Genomic DNA, 15,088 nt, shown 5'->3' with positions numbered 1-15,088 from the left:
CATGGGCGCGCCAACTTCCCTCTGTATTTCACCGAACTGGATGACCGAACTGGATGTCTGTGGGCGCGCTTCGGTTCCGCGAGGCAAGGCGCGGTGGACAGCAGGGCCCTTGCCAGCAATTGACTGACGCCAGACAGGCAATTTGGCGCAGGCCGCAGTGGCTCAGCGTTATTTCCGCAGGGACGTGTCGTCGCCAAGGTGGACGGCCAATCGACGGGCCTGGTCGCGGCATGCGCCGGCATTGGGGGTGGTGGAACTGCCGGTCATGGTCGGCGCTGCCATCCTGGACTTGATCCAGCTGCCCGGGCTGCAGGAGCCGTCGGACAAGGATGTCTGGGTACTGTATCACCGCGATTTCCGGCGCACCGCCCGTGTCCGGGCTTTCGTCATGGACATGCGGCAGCAGTTCCGCGCTCTAACGCGTTACTCGGGATAGACCTCGACGCCCTCCGGCGGCGCCTTGTTGAAGAGGATGAATACCAAAGGATTGCCGGGCTCGGACATTGCGTCGCTGCGCTGTCCCGTCACCTCTCCAGCCACGCCGCTTGTATATTCCGTAACCACTTCGCCGAAGCTGTTGCGCTGGACCGCCACCTTCTGTCCGGCTTCGACCTTGTCGTTGAGCTTGACCAGATGCTCGACGAGCCCGCCATGGGTCGCCAGGATCGGGAACGCGCTGTTGCCGACAAAGACATCCACGTCCTTGCCCGTGCGCCCCATCGGTCCGGCCACGATGCCATGATGCTTGAGGACGTTCATCGTTCCTTCGACGAACAGCGAGATCATCTCGAGGTCCAGCACACGCGCAGCACCGATCTCGGGGCAAAAGGCCGGAATGCCGGCGTCGACGAATGCGTTGTGCAGGACACCGGGATAGACATGACTGTCGAAGATCTGGCCGACTGGATAGAGTTCCAGCATCGCCTTGATTTCGGGCACATCCGTGCCGCCGATGTTGAATGCGGTGACATCGAACCCGGTTGTCCCGGTGTGGAAGTCGATCGCGGCGTCGGCGTTCGGCCGCAGCAGCCGGTTGAACAGCAGCCCGGCGTGCCGGCTGGGCGCGGTGGCGCCGTTCTCGTTGCCGGGCCATTCCCTGTTCATGTCGATCAGGTCGTTGCCCCTGCCGAAATTGGGCCATCTGCGCTGCATGCCTTCGATTGCCGGGCGGGACACATCAGTGACCGCCATCACCGTGCCCGACATCTCGGCCGGCTCGAGCTGGTCCATCACCATCTGAACCGTATGCACGGAGCTCATCTCGTCGCCATGCACGCCACTGGTCAGGACGACGCGCTTGCCGGGCTTGGCCCCTTTGGCGACCGTCACGGACACATACCAGTGCTGTCCGGTGGGCATCTGTACACCCTGAAAGTACAACAGGTGCTTCTTGCCGGGCTCCAGGTCGTTGACGTCAAGCGCGCTGACGACTTTCTTCCCCTGGATCACATCGCCGGTATAGACCGTTGCTGACGGTGCCGCCGACGCCGCGCCGGCAGAGGGTACCGCTGCGTCTTGGGCGGTCGCCGTGCCAACATGGGCCGCGAGAGCAGCCGACGCGCCGACCGTGGCAATGGACGCGATCATGAAGTCGCGGCGATCGAGGCTTTCTTTGGGCTTGTTTGACATGACGAGGCCCTTGCTGTGAGAAAAGCGACGTTTCGACAACAGCATACACGTCGATCGTGATCGCGCACAGCTTCAAGGGCCGTAAGATCTCCCCTGATCTTTGCTGGCCGCCGCCAGGTGGCCCGGTTCCGAAGCGGATGCCCTGTTTCGCAATGTGCTGCGTCTCATTGTTCTGGCACCCGCGGCGCGGCGCTGATCCAGCGCGTCGTTGGCCGCACGAGGTTGCGTTCGGGAGGTCTGCCAGGCCATCCGCTGAAACGCCGGCTCGTCTTCGCCATTGTGACGTTGCCGCCAAGGCCCCGTTCTCAAGACGTCGGGCTTGCGGCCGCTGTCCCAAGTTCCAATATGTGCCGGCTCAGGAGCCCGGCGCCAGTGGATTTGCCGCTTTGTCCCGGCAGCGTCGCGGGACGCCGGCAGGTTTTCCCAGAAAAGTTTGAAGGCGGCGGCTTGCAATTCGCCATGTCAGCGGCTAGTTAGCGCCGGTCGCTGCGGTCGATTGATCGGAGCGTCCCGGCCGTTTCCTTGATGGCCCGTTGCGCGCCCGTAGCTCAGCTGGATAGAGCACCAGACTACGAATCTGGGGGTCAGAGGTTCGAATCCTTTCGGGCGCGCCATTTTCGAACAAAAGAGAGAACCGAAGGCGGGGTTTTAGCCAGACCTTGTGAAGGCAGCTCTGGCAAGAACAGCCTTTGAGCGTGCAATGCGGATTTCCTTGTCCTTCCACTGACCTCCTTCATTTTCAGCCGTACATAAGCCTGCTTCAATGCTGGGGTTCCGTAGGACCGCCTGTCGCACAGCAGAGCCGGGTCGATCTCCCCAGTGTGATGATGGGTCACCGCTGGTGATGCGCTTTTGCAATTCGGCGATGTCGGTGGTCAGTTCGTCGCGTTGTAACTTCAAATCGACGAGACGTTCGCGCGGGTCGGGTCTTCAGCAGCCCCTTCCCAACAAGAGTGAGCAGGCGCGTCATAGAGGCTTCCTTGTGGGATAGCCGCATCCGGCTCAACCTCTCCATGTTTTGATCTGATCGCCGATCGGCAGATTTCAGGTAGGCATCCAACGAGGAATGAAGCCGCGCCGGCTCCATGTCCCTTTTGAGATGTCGGCTTTGCGCCCCCTATGCTGTCGTTCAGATCGAGATAGCGGCCGCCGGAAAGCAGACATCGGGTGTGGCCCGTCAAGGCGCGCGCGGCAACCGAGTGGCCAAATGATCAGCCGTCCAGCCAGGCGGCGAGGCCATCCAGCGTCTGCAGCCCGTATTCCACCGCGCCAAAGCCGATGACCACCTGACGCCGCTTGGCGGTGGGGTGGAGTTGGCGCATGGTCAGCACCGTCTTGCCGTCGCTCTGCTCATCGAAGGTCACTGTGACGCGGAAACGGTCGGGGTCGTCTGGGTCGGGCGTACCATAGTCGATCACGATCCGCTCGTTCGGCACGATCTCCAAAAAACGCATGAGGTTCGGGAAGCGCTGCTCACGGCCCTCGAACACGCCCACCATGTCGAACCGCCAGACCCCGCCCTCGCGGATATCGGCCTCGTGGTTTTCGATGCTCAGACCGGCTGGGCCGTACCATTGCGCCAGCGCCTTGGGGTTCATCCAGGCGGCAAAGACCTTGTCGCGTGGGTGGTTGAGCAGCTTGACCAGCACGATCTCGCGATCGAGCGACCAGGTCTCAAACAGGTTTGCCATGTGCTTCATCCTCCTCTTCGGTCTTGTCCAAATAGACTTCCAGCCGATCCAGCCGCTCGGCCCAACGCCGGCGCTCCGCTTCCATCCAGTCCGCCGCCTCGTAGAAGCGCGCCGGCACCAGCCGGCACCAGCGGCTGCGCCCGCGCTTCTCGCTTTCGATCAGCCCGCACTCCTCCAGCACCTTGAGGTGCTGGGCGAAGGAGGGCAGGGCCATGTCGAACGGCGCGGCCAGGGCGCTGACCGGCACCTCGCCCCCGGCCAGCCGCGACACCACCGCGCGGCGGGTCGGGTCGCTGAGGGCGTGAAAGGCGAGGTCGAGAGGGGTTGAATGGTAAGGCATGTGCCTTAGTAATGCAGGTTGATGACGCGAGTCAAGAACATTAAGGCACATGCCTTAGTATGCGTCGCCCGACCGCCAACAGACCGGCAGATCTAGACCAGTTCGGCAAGGCGCCTGATTTCGGTCATTGACGTGATCCCTGCCGCGGCCTCAATGCTGACATCGCGCGCGATAGCGCTGGCAATCTTGTTTGCTGGCGAACGACAACGAACCAAATGGAGGACGGATGCCCAAGGTCAAAGGTGAGAGCGCCCTCGACAAGGAGCGCGCCAAAACAGAGAAGCTCCTCAAAAAGGTGGGATACACGGCCTTGAAGGAAGCCGGGGTGAAATCCAAGCGACCCGACCTCCCAAACCTGAAGATCGAAAAGCGAGAGAAGTAGCGCAGCCACTCGCGTATTGCTCTGCCCGCAGACTGCCCCGGTTGAATCCGATCTCGCGAACTGCTTCAAAGTCGGTCCTGGATCGCGCAAGGGCCTGGATCGCGCAAGGGGATATGGCATGGTGGGTTCTGATCGGATCGAAAAGCTGATCGCAGCGGTGCCCCCCGCTTTGGCGCTTCGCGCCGGACTTGACCTTGGCATCTTCACCCGACTTGGTGGCAGCGCGGTGACTGCCGACAGCCTTGGGGCCGCGCTCAACGTCGCGCCCGATCGTCTGTCGCGGCTGCTCTACGCACTCGCCAGCATCGGTCTGCTCGAAGTCGAGGATGGCCAGTTTCGCAACGGCGCCGAAGCTTCGGCCTTCCTCGACGCGTCCAAGCCGAGCTATCGTGGCGGCGATCATGCGCTGCTGCGCGAGCTCTGGGGCGCCGACCTTTTGACCGCAGAGTCGCTGCGACAGAACCGGCCGGCTGCGCTGCACGACTTTTCCGAAGCTGGCCCAGCGTCCGCGGCGGCCTTCAGCCGCATGCTCGCACCGGGCGGGGTGATTTTCGGCCGACAGCTGGCCCAAGAGATTGACCTCTCGGGGGTCGGTTCGGCGATCGACATCGGTGGGGGGCGCAGGCACCATTCTTGTCGGTCTTCGCGAGCAGCGGCCGCAGATTGCGGCAACGCTGATGGAACTCCCGACGGTCGCAGCGGTCGCGCCAGATATCCTGTCGGAATATGGTGCCGACGACGTGGTTGTCGAAGAGGGCGACATCACTGTCGCGCCATCGATCGGCCGGCACGATCTAGCGATCCTGAAGGCCGTCGTCCAGGTGCTTCCGCCTGATCAGGCGCGCCGTTCGATCCTGAACGCGGCGCGTTGTCTCGCACCCGGAGGCGAGATCGCAATTGCCGGGTGGGGTGTCGTCGATGACGACCGCCTTGGCCCGCCTGAGGGTGTCTTTCTGAACCTCACCTTCCTGAACCTCTACCGGCACGGCGAGGCGTACACTGAAGGTCAGTATCGTGCGTGGATGACCGAGGCTGGATTGCTTGACATCTCGAGGTCGCGCCTGACGGACGGCACCACGTTGTTCCGTGGGCGCCTCCCGGGCTGACTCGCCTAAGATTGCAGCTTTGCGCCGCGCTGTCGCTTCGCCGTCGAGGCCACCTGCACCAAGAGCAGCCCGTCGCCGGTTTCGCTGTCGCCTGCTGGTGGATTGGCCGGGAAGGTAGTGCCGGTCCACCAGCTCCTACCTGGAAGTGGAAACTACGGGACCACCTTTCGATGGCGCCGTCGCTGGCAGGTTTCACGGATCCCGGACAGCAACCATCAGCACCCAGATGGTTGTCTCATACCTGACGAGAGCAGGCCACGCCGACCTCAGTGTGTGCAATCAAGGGTCTTCGGCCGGAAGCTGCCAGTCTGCTTTCGGCCATGCACCCGACGTTCTGCATTAGCCTCGGCGGTTTTCGTCACGCCATGCATGCACAGCGTCCGCGTCGGCCTTGCCGCCGCGCGGGCCGTGGATGGTGACCGAGCGGGAGGCGGCGGCGATGGAGAAATCCAGTGCATCGGCGAAGGGCCGGCCCTGTGTCAGGCACCAGGTCAGCGCGCCGCCGAATGTGTCGCCGGCACCGGTCACGTCGACCACGTCGACTGGGTAGCCGGCTGCCTGCAGGCGGGTTTGGCCGGCATATGCCTCGGCGCCATCAGCGGCCAGCGTGCGCACAACCCAGCCGATCTGGTGATCGCGTATCCAATCGCCGATGCGGGAGACATCGTCATGGCCGAAGGCGGCGCGGAAGCCGACCTGGTTGAAGATGACGACCGCAGCACCGGCAAGATAGGGCATGTCCTCGGGCGTGCAGCCGCCGACGTCGAGGTCGAAGATGGCGCGGCGACCGTGGTGCCGCAGGTCGGCGACGAGGTCTGCCTGCTTGAGCAGTCCCTGTTGCGTCTGGGCATGCAGCCGGCGGACGCGATAGAGCGTCGTGTAGAGCAAGCCCGGCTGGCGCAAGGCCGCCAACGTTGCCGGAGCCAGCCACATCGGCTGCTCGCCCATCTCCACGGTCAGCACGACATGCTCGCCGTCGATCAGGAAGATCAGGTTGCGCGACTCCGCAATTGCGGGATCGATCAGCATATGATCGACGCCGACGCCATTTTGCCGGAGGTCTTCGATCAGCCGGCGCGACAGCGGGCCGTCATTGAGCAGCGAGATGAACTGGGTGTCGCCGCCGAGCGCGGCGTGCACGACGGCGGCATTGGCGATGGAGCCGCCGATCTCGGCCGGCAGCTCCCGGACCATGCCCTTGTCGGCCCGGCCCGGCCAGCGATCGGCGACGTAATATTCGTCGAGCGCAACGTCGCCGATGAAGAAGGTGGTCATAGGCGCCGTCCTTGCGCAGCCTGCACCTGGCGCGGTCCGCCTTCGACCGGCACCCATGGGCTCTCGCCGAGGCCGCAGACTGCCATCCAGTAATAGGGCGCCGGGCCAGAAAGGCCCCGGCAGGCGTCGTGCCAGACATTGCGGTGCATCACCACGGCCTGGCCAGGGGCGATCACGAAGGCCTCGATGTCGTCGCGGTGCGGAGCGCCGGCTACCGAGGCGGGAGCGACAGCGAGAATGACGGGCTCGGCGGCGCAGAAAATTGCCTCCTCCGTTCCTGGATGCCGCTCCATCGCCGCACATGACCATGGCGCGCCGCCACCACGGGTGATGCCGAGGTGTCCCGCACCATCGATCAGCGGGGCGCGGGTGAACCCGTCGTCCCAGCCGTCGCCGGCGGTCCAGATGACAGTGGACTCTGCGTCGCCCGTGAGATCATAGACCTTGCCGTAGAGCGCAAAATTCTCTGGCGTCACCGGCTGGGCGACGACTGCGTCCGGCACGTTCATGCAGCGCTCCTGAGGGAGCGGACGGCGTGCATCAGGCGGGCGACATGAGGTGCCTCGACGCGGCCGGTATCCTTGTGGTCGTGCTTGAACCAGCTGCCGACCACGGCGCCATCGGCCGAGGCGAGCTGCTCGGCGGCATTTGACTCGGTCAGGCCGGCACCGATGAGGAGCGGTACAGTGCCGCCGGTGGCGGCGCGGAAGCGCGCCACCTTGTCCATGTCCGTTGGCTGCCCGGTGGCATCCGATGTCACGACCAGACCGTCGCAGCGGGATGCACCGATGCGCACGTCCTCGTCCTCGGGCCGGCCTGAAAGTACCGGCTGGTATTTGAAGCGTACGCCGCCGAGCAGCAGGGCGGAAACGCTTGCCCGTCTTTCTGCGAGGCCCGTGGCGAAAGGGCCGTCGGCCTCCGGCAGTAGGTGGCCGGCGACGGAATCGACCTGGATGAAGGCAACCGGGTAGCGCTTTGCCAGCGCGAAGGCACGCGCGTCGTCGCGCAGCACGTTGACGCCGATCTTGGCGCCGAGATCGAGGCCGCACAGGCGATCGAGCACACGCTCGACGTCATCGGCCTCGCCGAAATAGTTCTCCACCACCAGCCCGTCGACGCCTTCGCCTGCCATGATGCGGGCTTCTTCCTCGGCCTGGACAAGTTTTGCCGCGGCGCCGTCACCGGCAAGGTGCAGCATGCCGAGGATCGGCTTTACGGTGGTGAATGTCTGACTAAGACGGCTCATCTCTTCTTCTCCTGCGCGCCGCCCTCAGGCAGGCGCGGTATCGCGTCCCCAGCGGGTAGCGAATTTCATCTGGACAGCCGGCGAGTAGACGATCGACGTGCGCTCGACCAATCGGTCGTCGGCGTCGAGTACGTCCCCGCTGGCGCAAAGGTAGCCAGGCACTGCAGGTGCCGGGCCGAAAACCGTCCGCAGTCGATCGGACGGCGGCACGACGGTGAGCAGCAGTTCCGAGCGCAGTGGATGGCGGTCATAATCGCGGCGCAAAACCGCGTAGAGCGATTGCGCCGCGAAATCGTAGGCCTCGATGCCGGGATAAAGCGCGAGGTCGAGCTGGGACGTGTCGACGTTCAGCCAGTTGATCGTCTCGCCATTGGCGAGGCCGCGGGCGCGCACCAGAAGGAGCTCGCCGTTTTCCACCCGATGCTCCAGCGTCTGCGTCACCGGTCGCAGGCCTTGCCGGCGTGCCAGTTCAGTGAAGCTGCCAAAGTTCCAGATGTTGTGGCTGATCGGCCGGTGCGAGACGATCGTGCCCCGGCCTCGCACCTGTTGAACCAGTCCTTCCGACACCAGAAGCGCCATCGCATTGCGCACCGTCGTTCGGGCGATGCCGAACTGGTCGCGCAGCTGGTTCTCCGAAGGAATGGCTTCCCCCTCGGAGAAATCGCCGCTCAATATGGCGGCGCGCAGCGCCCGATAGAGCTGCCGGTAGAGCTGTTCGCTCGAATATTGATCGAGGCGAAAGCGCGACAGCCTGTCGTCGGGGCGTTCACCCGTCATTGCAGCATCTGGTGTGGAAGGTTGGGTCAAGGGCGGCTCCGGCGCGGTACCGTTATTTCGTGGATCCGTTTATCTTGAACTCTTCCACGCCGGCCTCTTTCAAGCCGTGGCGGTCGAGGATCTGTGCATAAGTTCCGTCGGCCTTCAGAGCGTCGAGCGTGGCCAACACGGCATCACGCAATTCGCCGTTCGCCTTGGCAAAGGCGATGCCGTAGTGGTTGACGTCACCGACCTGGCCGATCTGGTAGAACTTGCCCGGCTCCTGCTTCATCAGGTCGAGCAGGCCCTCGAGACCGATGACCGATGCCTGGGCGCGGCCCTGGCGGATCTGCATGATGTGCTCGGCCTGGGTCGGGATCTGGATGACGGTGATCAGCTTGTCCGCCGGGCAGATGGATTTGCCAAGCTCTTCGGCCCAGGTGACCCAGCTCGTGCCTGTCGCCACGGCCACCGTCGTGCCGCAGAGGTCGGTCTCGGTCTTGATTTCGCCCTGATGGTCGGCGCTCGAATAGAAGACGTTGCCGGTCTTGAAGTAGTCGATGAAATCGAGCTGGGTCTGGCGTTCGACCTTGTCGGAAAACGCCGTCATGATCAGGTCCGAGCGGCCGGTGACGACCTGCGGGATGAGCTGCGGAAACTCGACGTTCTGGAATTCAGCCGTCAGGCCGAGGCGTTCGGCGATGGCCTTGGCGAGATCGATGTCGAAGCCCTTCAGGTCAGTCGAGCCGGCATCGCTGTATTCCATCGGCGGGTAGGCAAGGCTGATCGTGACGTTGAGCTTGCCGGCCGAACGCACGGCCTCGGGCAGGGCGGCTGCCAGCTTTCCGTCGCCGGCGGCGTGAGCCGCGCCTGCCAGGCTGATGAAGGTGGCCGAGGCGAGCCCCAAAACCATCGGTAGCATTTTCTTCACTGTCCGTACTCCCATGTGTTGGACTGAAAGGGTCAGGCGAGCACGCGGCTCAGGAACGAGCGCACGCGTGGATCGGCGGGGTTGCTAAGCACGTCGCCCGGCACCCCCATTTCGCGGATTTCGCCGTCGATCATCACCACGACGCGGTCGGCTACCTCGCGGGCAAAGCCGATCTCATGGGTAACGACGATCATGGTGGTGCCGCCGCGGGCCAGTGCGCGCATCACCTCCAGCACCTCGCCGACGAGTTCCGGGTCGAGCGCGCTGGTCGGCTCGTCGAACAGCATGACGCGCGGCTCCATGGCGAGCGCCCGGGCGATTGCCACGCGCTGCTTCTGGCCGCCGGACAGCTGGGAGGGATAGGCCAAGGCCTTGCCAGCCATGCCGACCTGCTCCAGCAGCTCCATGGCTCGGGCCTCCGCCTCGGCGCGCTTGAGGCCGCGCACCACCATCGGCCCTTCGATGACGTTGCCAAGCACCGTGCGGTGGGCGAACAGGTTGAAATGCTGGAACACCATGCCGAGCTGGCTTTGCTGGGCGCGCAGATGCTTGACCGGCAATTCCTGCAGGGTGCCGTTGGCGTATCGGTAGCCCATGATGGCGCCGTCGACCCAGACATAGCCGCCGTTGGGCGTTTCCAGATGGTTGATGCAGCGCAGGAACGTGCTCTTTCCGCTGCCGGAAGGGCCGAGGATGCAGAGCACCTCGCCATAGGCGACGTCCAGGTCGAGACCCTTGAGGACCTCGTGTTCGCCAAAACTCTTGCGGATTCCGACCGCCTTGACCGCGAGACTCATGCTTGCCCCCTGGCGACAGCCCGGCGCGCCCAGCCTTTGAACCAGCTGCGTTGACCGGCAGCGGCCGTGGCATCGCGGCCAAAATGACGTTCGAGGTAATACTGGCCGATGGAGAGGACGGTGGTTCCGGCGAGGTACCAGGCGGCGCAGACGAACAGCAATTCGATGACCGCGCCATTGATGAAATAGATGCGCTGCGCAGCGTTCAGCATCTCGCCCATGGCGATGGTCGCGGCGAGTGAGGAGAACTTCAACATGCCGATGGCGCTGTTGCCAAGCACCGGCAGGATCAGCCGCAGCGTCTGCGGCAGGATGATGCGACGCATCGTCTGCCCAGGCGTCATGCCAAGCGTATGGGCCGCTTCTGTCTGGCCACGGTCAACCGAGGCGATACCGCCGCGCACCACTTCCGTCAGGTAAGAGCCCTCATTGACGCCGAGCCCGAGCACGGCGGCGACGAAAGGTGTCACCACGTCGACCATGCGTGCGTCGACCAGGCCGGGAATGTAGAGACGCGGGAAGACCAGCGCGATGTTGAACCAGATGAGCAACTGCAGCAGAACGGGTGTGCCGCGGAACACCCAGACATAGAGCCAGGCGGCAAAACGCAGGATCGGATTTGCCGACAGCCGCATGATGCCGAAGGCGAAGCCGAGCGCCACGCCGAGCGCCAATGCCACGGCCGAGATCAGCAGCGTCCAGCCGAAGCCGGTCACGATGACGCCTGCCGTCAGGAACTCTCCGACCACCGGCCATTGGATCTGCCCGACAGCAAAGGCACGGCCGATGACGGCGAGCAGCAGAAGCACGATGCCACCGCTGATCCAGCGGCCGGGATGATGCAGGCGGCGAACGGCGACGTCGCGCGCCGGCAGATCGGCCAGCGGCAATGCAGCAGTTGAAGGTGGAAGCGACTGGGATATGGCATCCAATTGTAGGGTTAGGCCTACAACTTAATATGAGGCGTTCCGAATGGAGTCAAGCCGCGTTTGTTCAGCGCCTCCGAAGGACGGCGGCACAAGATCCAGGGGCAGGGCGGTGATGCTGAAAGGCGGGATCGAGGATGATGTCAGTGCGGCTTGCGCACGGAATCCGTGATGGTCTGCGCCAGGGTTTCGGCTGCGCGTGAAGGTTTGTTGCGCGGATAGGCTATGTGGAACATATCCTCGAAGACCATACGCTCGGGCGCCAGCACGCGAAGACGGCCGGTACGAACCCATTCGTCGGCATAGTGGTCGGGCAGGAAGCCAATATAGGCGCCAGAGAGGAGGAGGAGCAGCGTGCCTTCCATGTGAGGCGTTGCCGCCGCCCAGGTGAAGTTCACACCGCAGATCGTCTCGTTCAGCATATAGGTGCGACCGGCGAAGGGCTGAGCGGCGAGGCGCTCGTCGGTAAGGTCGGCGTCGGGGATGGCAAAAAGCGCGTGGCTTTCGGCACAGTAGAGCTTCTGGACTTCCGAGAAGGCCGGCTGGGTTCGGAAATGCGGCGTGACGCTGCCGACCGACGGCATCAATACGATCTGATAGGCCCCGTTCAGCAGGCCCTGGTGCAGCACCTGCGGTGCTGCGACGTCGATTTCCAGATGAACGCGCGGGGCCGCGTGGTGGAAGGCTGCCAGTGCTCCCTGCAGGTCGAGGTCACGGTTGGTGATCATGGCATCGACGGTGCCGAAGCTGAGATTGCCGGTCAGTTCCCCCTGCGCCTCGCCGATGCGGCTCTGGAATTTTTCGAGCGATCCAAAGAGTTCGAGTGCTGCGTCATAGACCAGCCGCCCCTCGTCAGTGAGCAGGAAGCCGCCGCGCCCGCGGCTGCACAGGCGCAAGTTCAGCCGTTCCTCCAGGTGACGCATATGGGTGGAGATCGTCGCCTGGGTCATGCCGAGCGCCGATTGCGCGGCGGAAAAGCCGCCGTGCTGCACGACGGAGGCGAAGACACGCAGCAGCCTGAGTTCCGCATCGCCAAGCGAAAGGTTGAGGACGCGGTGGCGAACCTTGTTGATCATTCATTGATTAATGCACAAGTAAACATCCAATCATAGATGCTTTTAAACGTATCGGCATTTGGCACACTCCTCCGACCTTTGGAGGAGGGTATATGGCCAGCAATTCCTATGAAACCGGGCGCCTGAACCTGCCGTTTGTCGGCATCTGCACGTTCGGCAAATATCCCTATCAGCCGGACTGGGATGCCATTGATGCTGACGTGGCGATCCTCGGCGCGCCCTTCGACTGCGGTACGCAGTGGCGCGCCGGAACGCGCTTTGGGCCGCGCTCGATCCGCGAAGCCTCGACGCTGTTTTCCTTCGGTCACGGCGGTGCCTATGACCATGAGGACGACGTCACCTACCTTCCGAGCGGCGAAGTCTCCATCATCGACATCGGTGACGCCGACATCGTGCACACCGATACGATGAAGAGCCACGCCAACATCGAATTCGGCGTGCGCAAGATCCTGGCAGCCGGCGCACTGCCGGTGGTGCTCGGCGGCGACCATTCCGTCAACATTCCCTGCGTCAACGCATTCTCCGATGACTGCGCCGAGAACGGCCCGATCCACATCGTGCAGATCGACGCCCATCTCGACTTCGTCGACGAGCGCCATGGCGTGCGTTACGGCCACGGCAATCCAATGCGGCGCGCGGCGGAAAAGCCCTATGTCAGTGGCCTGTCGCAACTCGGCATCCGCAACGTCTCGTCCACCGCGAAGGAGGGTTACGAAGACGCTCGCAAGATGGGCTCCGACATCCTCTCGGTCCGCCAGATCCGTGCCCTTGGAAGTGCTGCCGTCGCCGAACGCGTGCCCGCCGGCGCGCGCTACTACGTCACCATCGATATCGACGGTTTCGATCCCTCAATCGCGCCGGGCACCGGCACGCCCTCGCATGGCGGCTTTATCTATTACGAGGTGCTGGAGATCCTGGCCGCACTCGCCAAGCGCGGCACCATCGTCGGCATCGATCTGGTCGAGGTGGCACCTGATTACGACCATACCGGCGGCACCGCGATCCTGGCCGCGCAGGTTCTGATGAACCTTATCGGCCGCGTCATGCATGCCAGGTCAAAACAACGCTGACCGAAGAACTTAGGAGAGCCAGCGCGCTTACGACGTTCGGCTGAGGAGGAGGAAGCCCATGGACGAAAACGTCCGCAATTATCTCGACCACTACGGTGTCAGCGACGCGACGCGGCGGTTTCTGGCGAAACCGCAAAAGATGTTCATCGACGGCGCCTGGGTCGATAGCAGCAACGGTGCGACCTTCGACATTTACGAACCCTCGACCGGCGGGCTGGTCAGCCGCGCCCCTTCCGGCACGACAGAGGATCTCGACCGGGCTGTCCTGGCCGCTCGACGTCAGTTTGATGGCGGGGCCTGGCGCCGCCTCAAGCCGCTCGAGCGCGAGCGCCTGCTGCACCGCCTTGCCGATCTGATCGAGCTGCATGCCGACGAACTGGCGGAAATCGAGGCGATCGACATGGGCAAGTCGGTGACCTTCGCCCGCGAGATCGACATCCAGGGCACGGTTGATACGTTCCGCTATTTCGCCGGCTGGCCTACCAAGCTGCACGGGCGCACCGTCGAGCCTTCCATTCCTGGCAACTATCTCGCCTACACCCGCAAGGAACCGCTGGGTGTCGTCGCGGCCATCGTGCCGTGGAACTTTCCGCTCCAGACCATGGCCTGGAAACTCGCGGCAGCACTGGCGGTCGGCTGCACGGTCATCGTCAAGCCGGCCGAACTGACCTCGCTTTCCACCCTGCGCTTTGCCGAATTGGTGCAGGAGGCCGGCATCCCGGATGGCGTCGTCAACATCGTGACGGGCCGGGGCAGCGTGATCGGCGCCGCCATGTCGACCCATCCCGGTATCGACAAGGTGACCTTCACCGGCTCGACGCCAGTCGGTCAGGAGGTCGGCCGTACCGCCGTCGGCAATCTCAAGCATGTCACGCTGGAACTGGGCGGCAAGTCGCCGGTGCTTGTTCTCGACGATGCCGACCTCGCGAGCGCGGCCAAGGCTGTGGTGAACGGCGTGTTCTTCAATTCCGGGCAGGTTTGTGACGCCGGCACGCGCGTCTATGTCCAGCGCTCGGTGCATGACGCTTTCCTCGACGAACTTGTCGCCGTCACGCGAACGCTGAAGATCGCGCCCGGCCTCGACCGCGATTGCTATATCGGCCCGCTGGTCTCGGCGCAGCAGAAGAAGGTGGTCTCGTCCTACATCGAGGCCGGCCGCAGGGAAGGCGCCGAGCTGATCCATGGCGGCGCGAGCCTTGACCGGCCAGGCCACTTCATCGAGCCGGCCATCTTCGCGCGCTGCAAGCCCGAAATGACGATCGTACGCGAGGAGATTTTCGGTCCCGTGCTGGTGACCGACGCCTTCGACGACCTCGATGATGCGGTAGCCCTGGCCAATGACACGCCGTTCGGCCTGGCGGCTGCGATCTACTCGAACGACCTGTCGCGGGTGCACGGGCTGATCCCGCGCCTGCATGCGGGTTCGATCTACGTCAATGCCCACAGCACGATCGATCCTTCCATGCCTTTCGGCGGGTTCAAGGCCTCGGGCTTTGGCAAGGACCTTGGCCCCGAGCAGCTGGACTACCTGATGGAGACGAAGGCCGTGTGGATCACCCTGCCATGAGGCTCGGCGCCCGATGAGCATTTCTCCGGCCGTCGCCCATGGGCGGCCGGTTGGCAAGATCGGCGGCTGATGGAGCCGCATTCATCGCGGACAGACGCCGAAGGCGCGACGCGAAAGGGGAACGACAATGGAAACCGATATCGCCTGGCAGCAAGAACTCGAGCGGCGTGCCCGCATCTATGAGGACATCGAGGCTGGCGGCCGCTTCGAGGGTGTGATGACCACGCTCGACTATGCCGGCATGACCGTCCTGACGCTCGTGCTGGTCGTCGGATTCTGGATCTGGGGGGCGTGAG

The 15,088-nt window shown here is 63.9% G+C and carries 17 protein-coding genes, 1 tRNA gene and 1 pseudogene; 8 read left to right on the top strand and 11 right to left on the bottom strand.

Annotated elements, in window-relative coordinates; translation table 11 throughout:
• The first annotated feature begins 157 nt into the window (after positions 1-157).
• Complete coding sequence (locus tag ACHMW7_RS26290) at positions 158-436, top strand: hypothetical protein (protein WP_395448330.1); 279 nt, start codon at positions 158-160, stop codon at positions 434-436.
• Here ACHMW7_RS26290 and ACHMW7_RS26285 read toward each other — a convergent pair.
• Positions 424-1,629: a succinylglutamate desuccinylase/aspartoacylase family protein gene (locus ACHMW7_RS26285; RefSeq protein ID WP_395448329.1), complete on the bottom strand. Its 1,206-nt coding sequence runs from the start codon at positions 1,627-1,629 to the stop codon at positions 424-426. The two genes, ACHMW7_RS26290 and ACHMW7_RS26285, sit on opposite strands and share 13 nt — an antisense overlap.
• A 537-nt stretch (positions 1,630-2,166) precedes the next feature.
• Between ACHMW7_RS26285 and ACHMW7_RS26280 the strand changes: the two genes are divergently transcribed.
• Positions 2,167-2,243, top strand: a tRNA-Arg gene (locus ACHMW7_RS26280).
• A 597-nt stretch (positions 2,244-2,840) separates the two neighbouring features.
• Here ACHMW7_RS26280 and ACHMW7_RS26275 read toward each other — a convergent pair.
• Both ACHMW7_RS26275 and ACHMW7_RS26270 read right to left on the bottom strand, forming a co-directional pair.
• Complete coding sequence (locus ACHMW7_RS26275) at positions 2,841-3,329, bottom strand: SRPBCC family protein (RefSeq protein WP_395448328.1); 489 nt, start codon at positions 3,327-3,329, stop codon at positions 2,841-2,843.
• On the bottom strand, positions 3,304-3,660 hold the full coding sequence (locus tag ACHMW7_RS26270) for an ArsR/SmtB family transcription factor (RefSeq protein ID WP_395448327.1): 357 nt from the start codon (positions 3,658-3,660) through the stop codon (positions 3,304-3,306). The genes ACHMW7_RS26275 and ACHMW7_RS26270 overlap by 26 nt, the downstream gene beginning before the upstream one ends.
• Positions 3,661-3,886: 226 nt before the next feature.
• Here ACHMW7_RS26270 and ACHMW7_RS26265 point away from each other — a divergent pair, with 226 nt between their 5' ends.
• The 3 genes and pseudogenes from ACHMW7_RS26265 (at position 3,887) to ACHMW7_RS26255 (ending at position 5,148) form a co-directional block, all read left to right on the top strand.
• The gene (locus ACHMW7_RS26265; protein ID WP_395448326.1) at positions 3,887-4,042 is read left to right on the top strand and encodes a hypothetical protein; all 156 of its coding nucleotides are present in this window, start codon (positions 3,887-3,889) and stop codon (positions 4,040-4,042) included.
• Positions 4,043-4,160: 118 nt separating this feature from the next.
• Positions 4,161-4,364 (top strand): annotated as a pseudogene (locus tag ACHMW7_RS26260) (16S rRNA methyltransferase); the annotation flags it as partial.
• Between the two features lie 289 nt (positions 4,365-4,653).
• Positions 4,654-5,148, top strand: coding sequence for a methyltransferase (locus ACHMW7_RS26255; RefSeq protein ID WP_395448325.1), 495 nt, complete (start codon positions 4,654-4,656; stop codon positions 5,146-5,148).
• A gap of 339 nt (positions 5,149-5,487) precedes the next feature.
• Here ACHMW7_RS26255 and ACHMW7_RS26250 read toward each other — a convergent pair whose 3' ends face one another.
• From ACHMW7_RS26250 to ACHMW7_RS26215, 8 genes are all read right to left on the bottom strand, one after another.
• Positions 5,488-6,423, bottom strand: a complete 936-nt coding sequence (locus ACHMW7_RS26250; protein WP_395448324.1) for a carbohydrate kinase family protein — start codon at positions 6,421-6,423, stop codon at positions 5,488-5,490.
• The gene (locus ACHMW7_RS26245) at positions 6,420-6,932 is read right to left on the bottom strand and encodes an ureidoglycolate lyase (protein WP_395448323.1); all 513 of its coding nucleotides are present in this window, start codon (positions 6,930-6,932) and stop codon (positions 6,420-6,422) included. The genes ACHMW7_RS26250 and ACHMW7_RS26245 overlap by 4 nt, the downstream gene beginning before the upstream one ends.
• The gene (locus ACHMW7_RS26240) at positions 6,929-7,669 is read right to left on the bottom strand and encodes a BtpA/SgcQ family protein (protein WP_395448322.1); all 741 of its coding nucleotides are present in this window, start codon (positions 7,667-7,669) and stop codon (positions 6,929-6,931) included. The genes ACHMW7_RS26245 and ACHMW7_RS26240 overlap by 4 nt, the downstream gene beginning before the upstream one ends.
• Before the next feature lie 24 nt (positions 7,670-7,693).
• Positions 7,694-8,476 (bottom strand): GntR family transcriptional regulator, encoded by a 783-nt coding sequence (locus ACHMW7_RS26235; RefSeq protein ID WP_395448321.1) that lies wholly within the window; start codon positions 8,474-8,476, stop codon positions 7,694-7,696.
• 22 nt (positions 8,477-8,498) lie between these two features.
• Entirely contained in the window at positions 8,499-9,347 is an 849-nt protein-coding gene (locus ACHMW7_RS26230) for an ABC transporter substrate-binding protein (RefSeq protein ID WP_395451447.1), read from the bottom strand.
• A gap of 41 nt (positions 9,348-9,388) precedes the next feature.
• On the bottom strand, positions 9,389-10,153 hold the full coding sequence (locus ACHMW7_RS26225; protein ID WP_395448320.1) for an amino acid ABC transporter ATP-binding protein: 765 nt from the start codon (positions 10,151-10,153) through the stop codon (positions 9,389-9,391).
• Entirely contained in the window at positions 10,150-11,085 is a 936-nt protein-coding gene (locus ACHMW7_RS26220; RefSeq protein WP_395448319.1) for an amino acid ABC transporter permease, read from the bottom strand. Before ACHMW7_RS26220 ends, ACHMW7_RS26225 begins: the two co-directional genes overlap by 4 nt.
• 137 nt (positions 11,086-11,222) lie before the next feature.
• Entirely contained in the window at positions 11,223-12,155 is a 933-nt protein-coding gene (locus tag ACHMW7_RS26215) for a LysR family transcriptional regulator (protein ID WP_395448318.1), read from the bottom strand.
• A 92-nt stretch (positions 12,156-12,247) separates the two neighbouring features.
• On the opposite strand from ACHMW7_RS26215, the gene speB reads away from it, so the two are divergent.
• The 3 genes from speB (at position 12,248) to ACHMW7_RS26200 (ending at position 15,087) form a co-directional block, all read left to right on the top strand.
• Complete coding sequence (gene speB / locus ACHMW7_RS26210) at positions 12,248-13,225, top strand: agmatinase (RefSeq protein WP_395448317.1); 978 nt, start codon at positions 12,248-12,250, stop codon at positions 13,223-13,225.
• Positions 13,226-13,283: 58 nt separating this feature from the next.
• Positions 13,284-14,792 (top strand): aldehyde dehydrogenase family protein, encoded by a 1,509-nt coding sequence (locus ACHMW7_RS26205; RefSeq protein ID WP_395448316.1) that lies wholly within the window; start codon positions 13,284-13,286, stop codon positions 14,790-14,792.
• A gap of 127 nt (positions 14,793-14,919) precedes the next feature.
• Complete coding sequence (locus ACHMW7_RS26200) at positions 14,920-15,087, top strand: hypothetical protein (protein ID WP_395448315.1); 168 nt, start codon at positions 14,920-14,922, stop codon at positions 15,085-15,087.
• Position 15,088: the final 1 nt, after the last annotated feature.

This window comes from Aminobacter sp. UC22_36 (assembly GCF_044056035.1).
Taxonomy (GTDB): Bacteria; Pseudomonadota; Alphaproteobacteria; order Rhizobiales; family Rhizobiaceae; genus Aminobacter.
This window is presented reverse-complemented; position numbering and strand designations above follow the sequence as displayed.

Coding starts and splice junctions, on each gene's coding strand:
- ACHMW7_RS26285 (WP_395448329.1), bottom strand. CDS start 1,629: ATGTCAAACAAGCCCAAAGAAAGCCTCGATCGCCGCGACTTCATGATC.
- ACHMW7_RS26275 (WP_395448328.1), bottom strand. CDS start 3,329: ATGAAGCACATGGCAAACCTGTTTGAGACCTGGTCGCTCGATCGCGAG.
- ACHMW7_RS26270 (WP_395448327.1), bottom strand. CDS start 3,660: ATGCCTTACCATTCAACCCCTCTCGACCTCGCCTTTCACGCCCTCAGC.
- ACHMW7_RS26265 (WP_395448326.1), top strand. CDS start 3,887: ATGCCCAAGGTCAAAGGTGAGAGCGCCCTCGACAAGGAGCGCGCCAAA.
- ACHMW7_RS26250 (WP_395448324.1), bottom strand. CDS start 6,423: ATGACCACCTTCTTCATCGGCGACGTTGCGCTCGACGAATATTACGTC.
- ACHMW7_RS26245 (WP_395448323.1), bottom strand. CDS start 6,932: ATGAACGTGCCGGACGCAGTCGTCGCCCAGCCGGTGACGCCAGAGAAT.
- ACHMW7_RS26240 (WP_395448322.1), bottom strand. CDS start 7,669: ATGAGCCGTCTTAGTCAGACATTCACCACCGTAAAGCCGATCCTCGGC.
- ACHMW7_RS26230 (WP_395451447.1), bottom strand. CDS start 9,347: ATGCTACCGATGGTTTTGGGGCTCGCCTCGGCCACCTTCATCAGCCTG.
- ACHMW7_RS26225 (WP_395448320.1), bottom strand. CDS start 10,153: ATGAGTCTCGCGGTCAAGGCGGTCGGAATCCGCAAGAGTTTTGGCGAA.
- ACHMW7_RS26215 (WP_395448318.1), bottom strand. CDS start 12,155: ATGATCAACAAGGTTCGCCACCGCGTCCTCAACCTTTCGCTTGGCGAT.
- speB (WP_395448317.1), top strand. CDS start 12,248: ATGGCCAGCAATTCCTATGAAACCGGGCGCCTGAACCTGCCGTTTGTC.
- ACHMW7_RS26205 (WP_395448316.1), top strand. CDS start 13,284: ATGGACGAAAACGTCCGCAATTATCTCGACCACTACGGTGTCAGCGAC.
- ACHMW7_RS26200 (WP_395448315.1), top strand. CDS start 14,920: ATGGAAACCGATATCGCCTGGCAGCAAGAACTCGAGCGGCGTGCCCGC.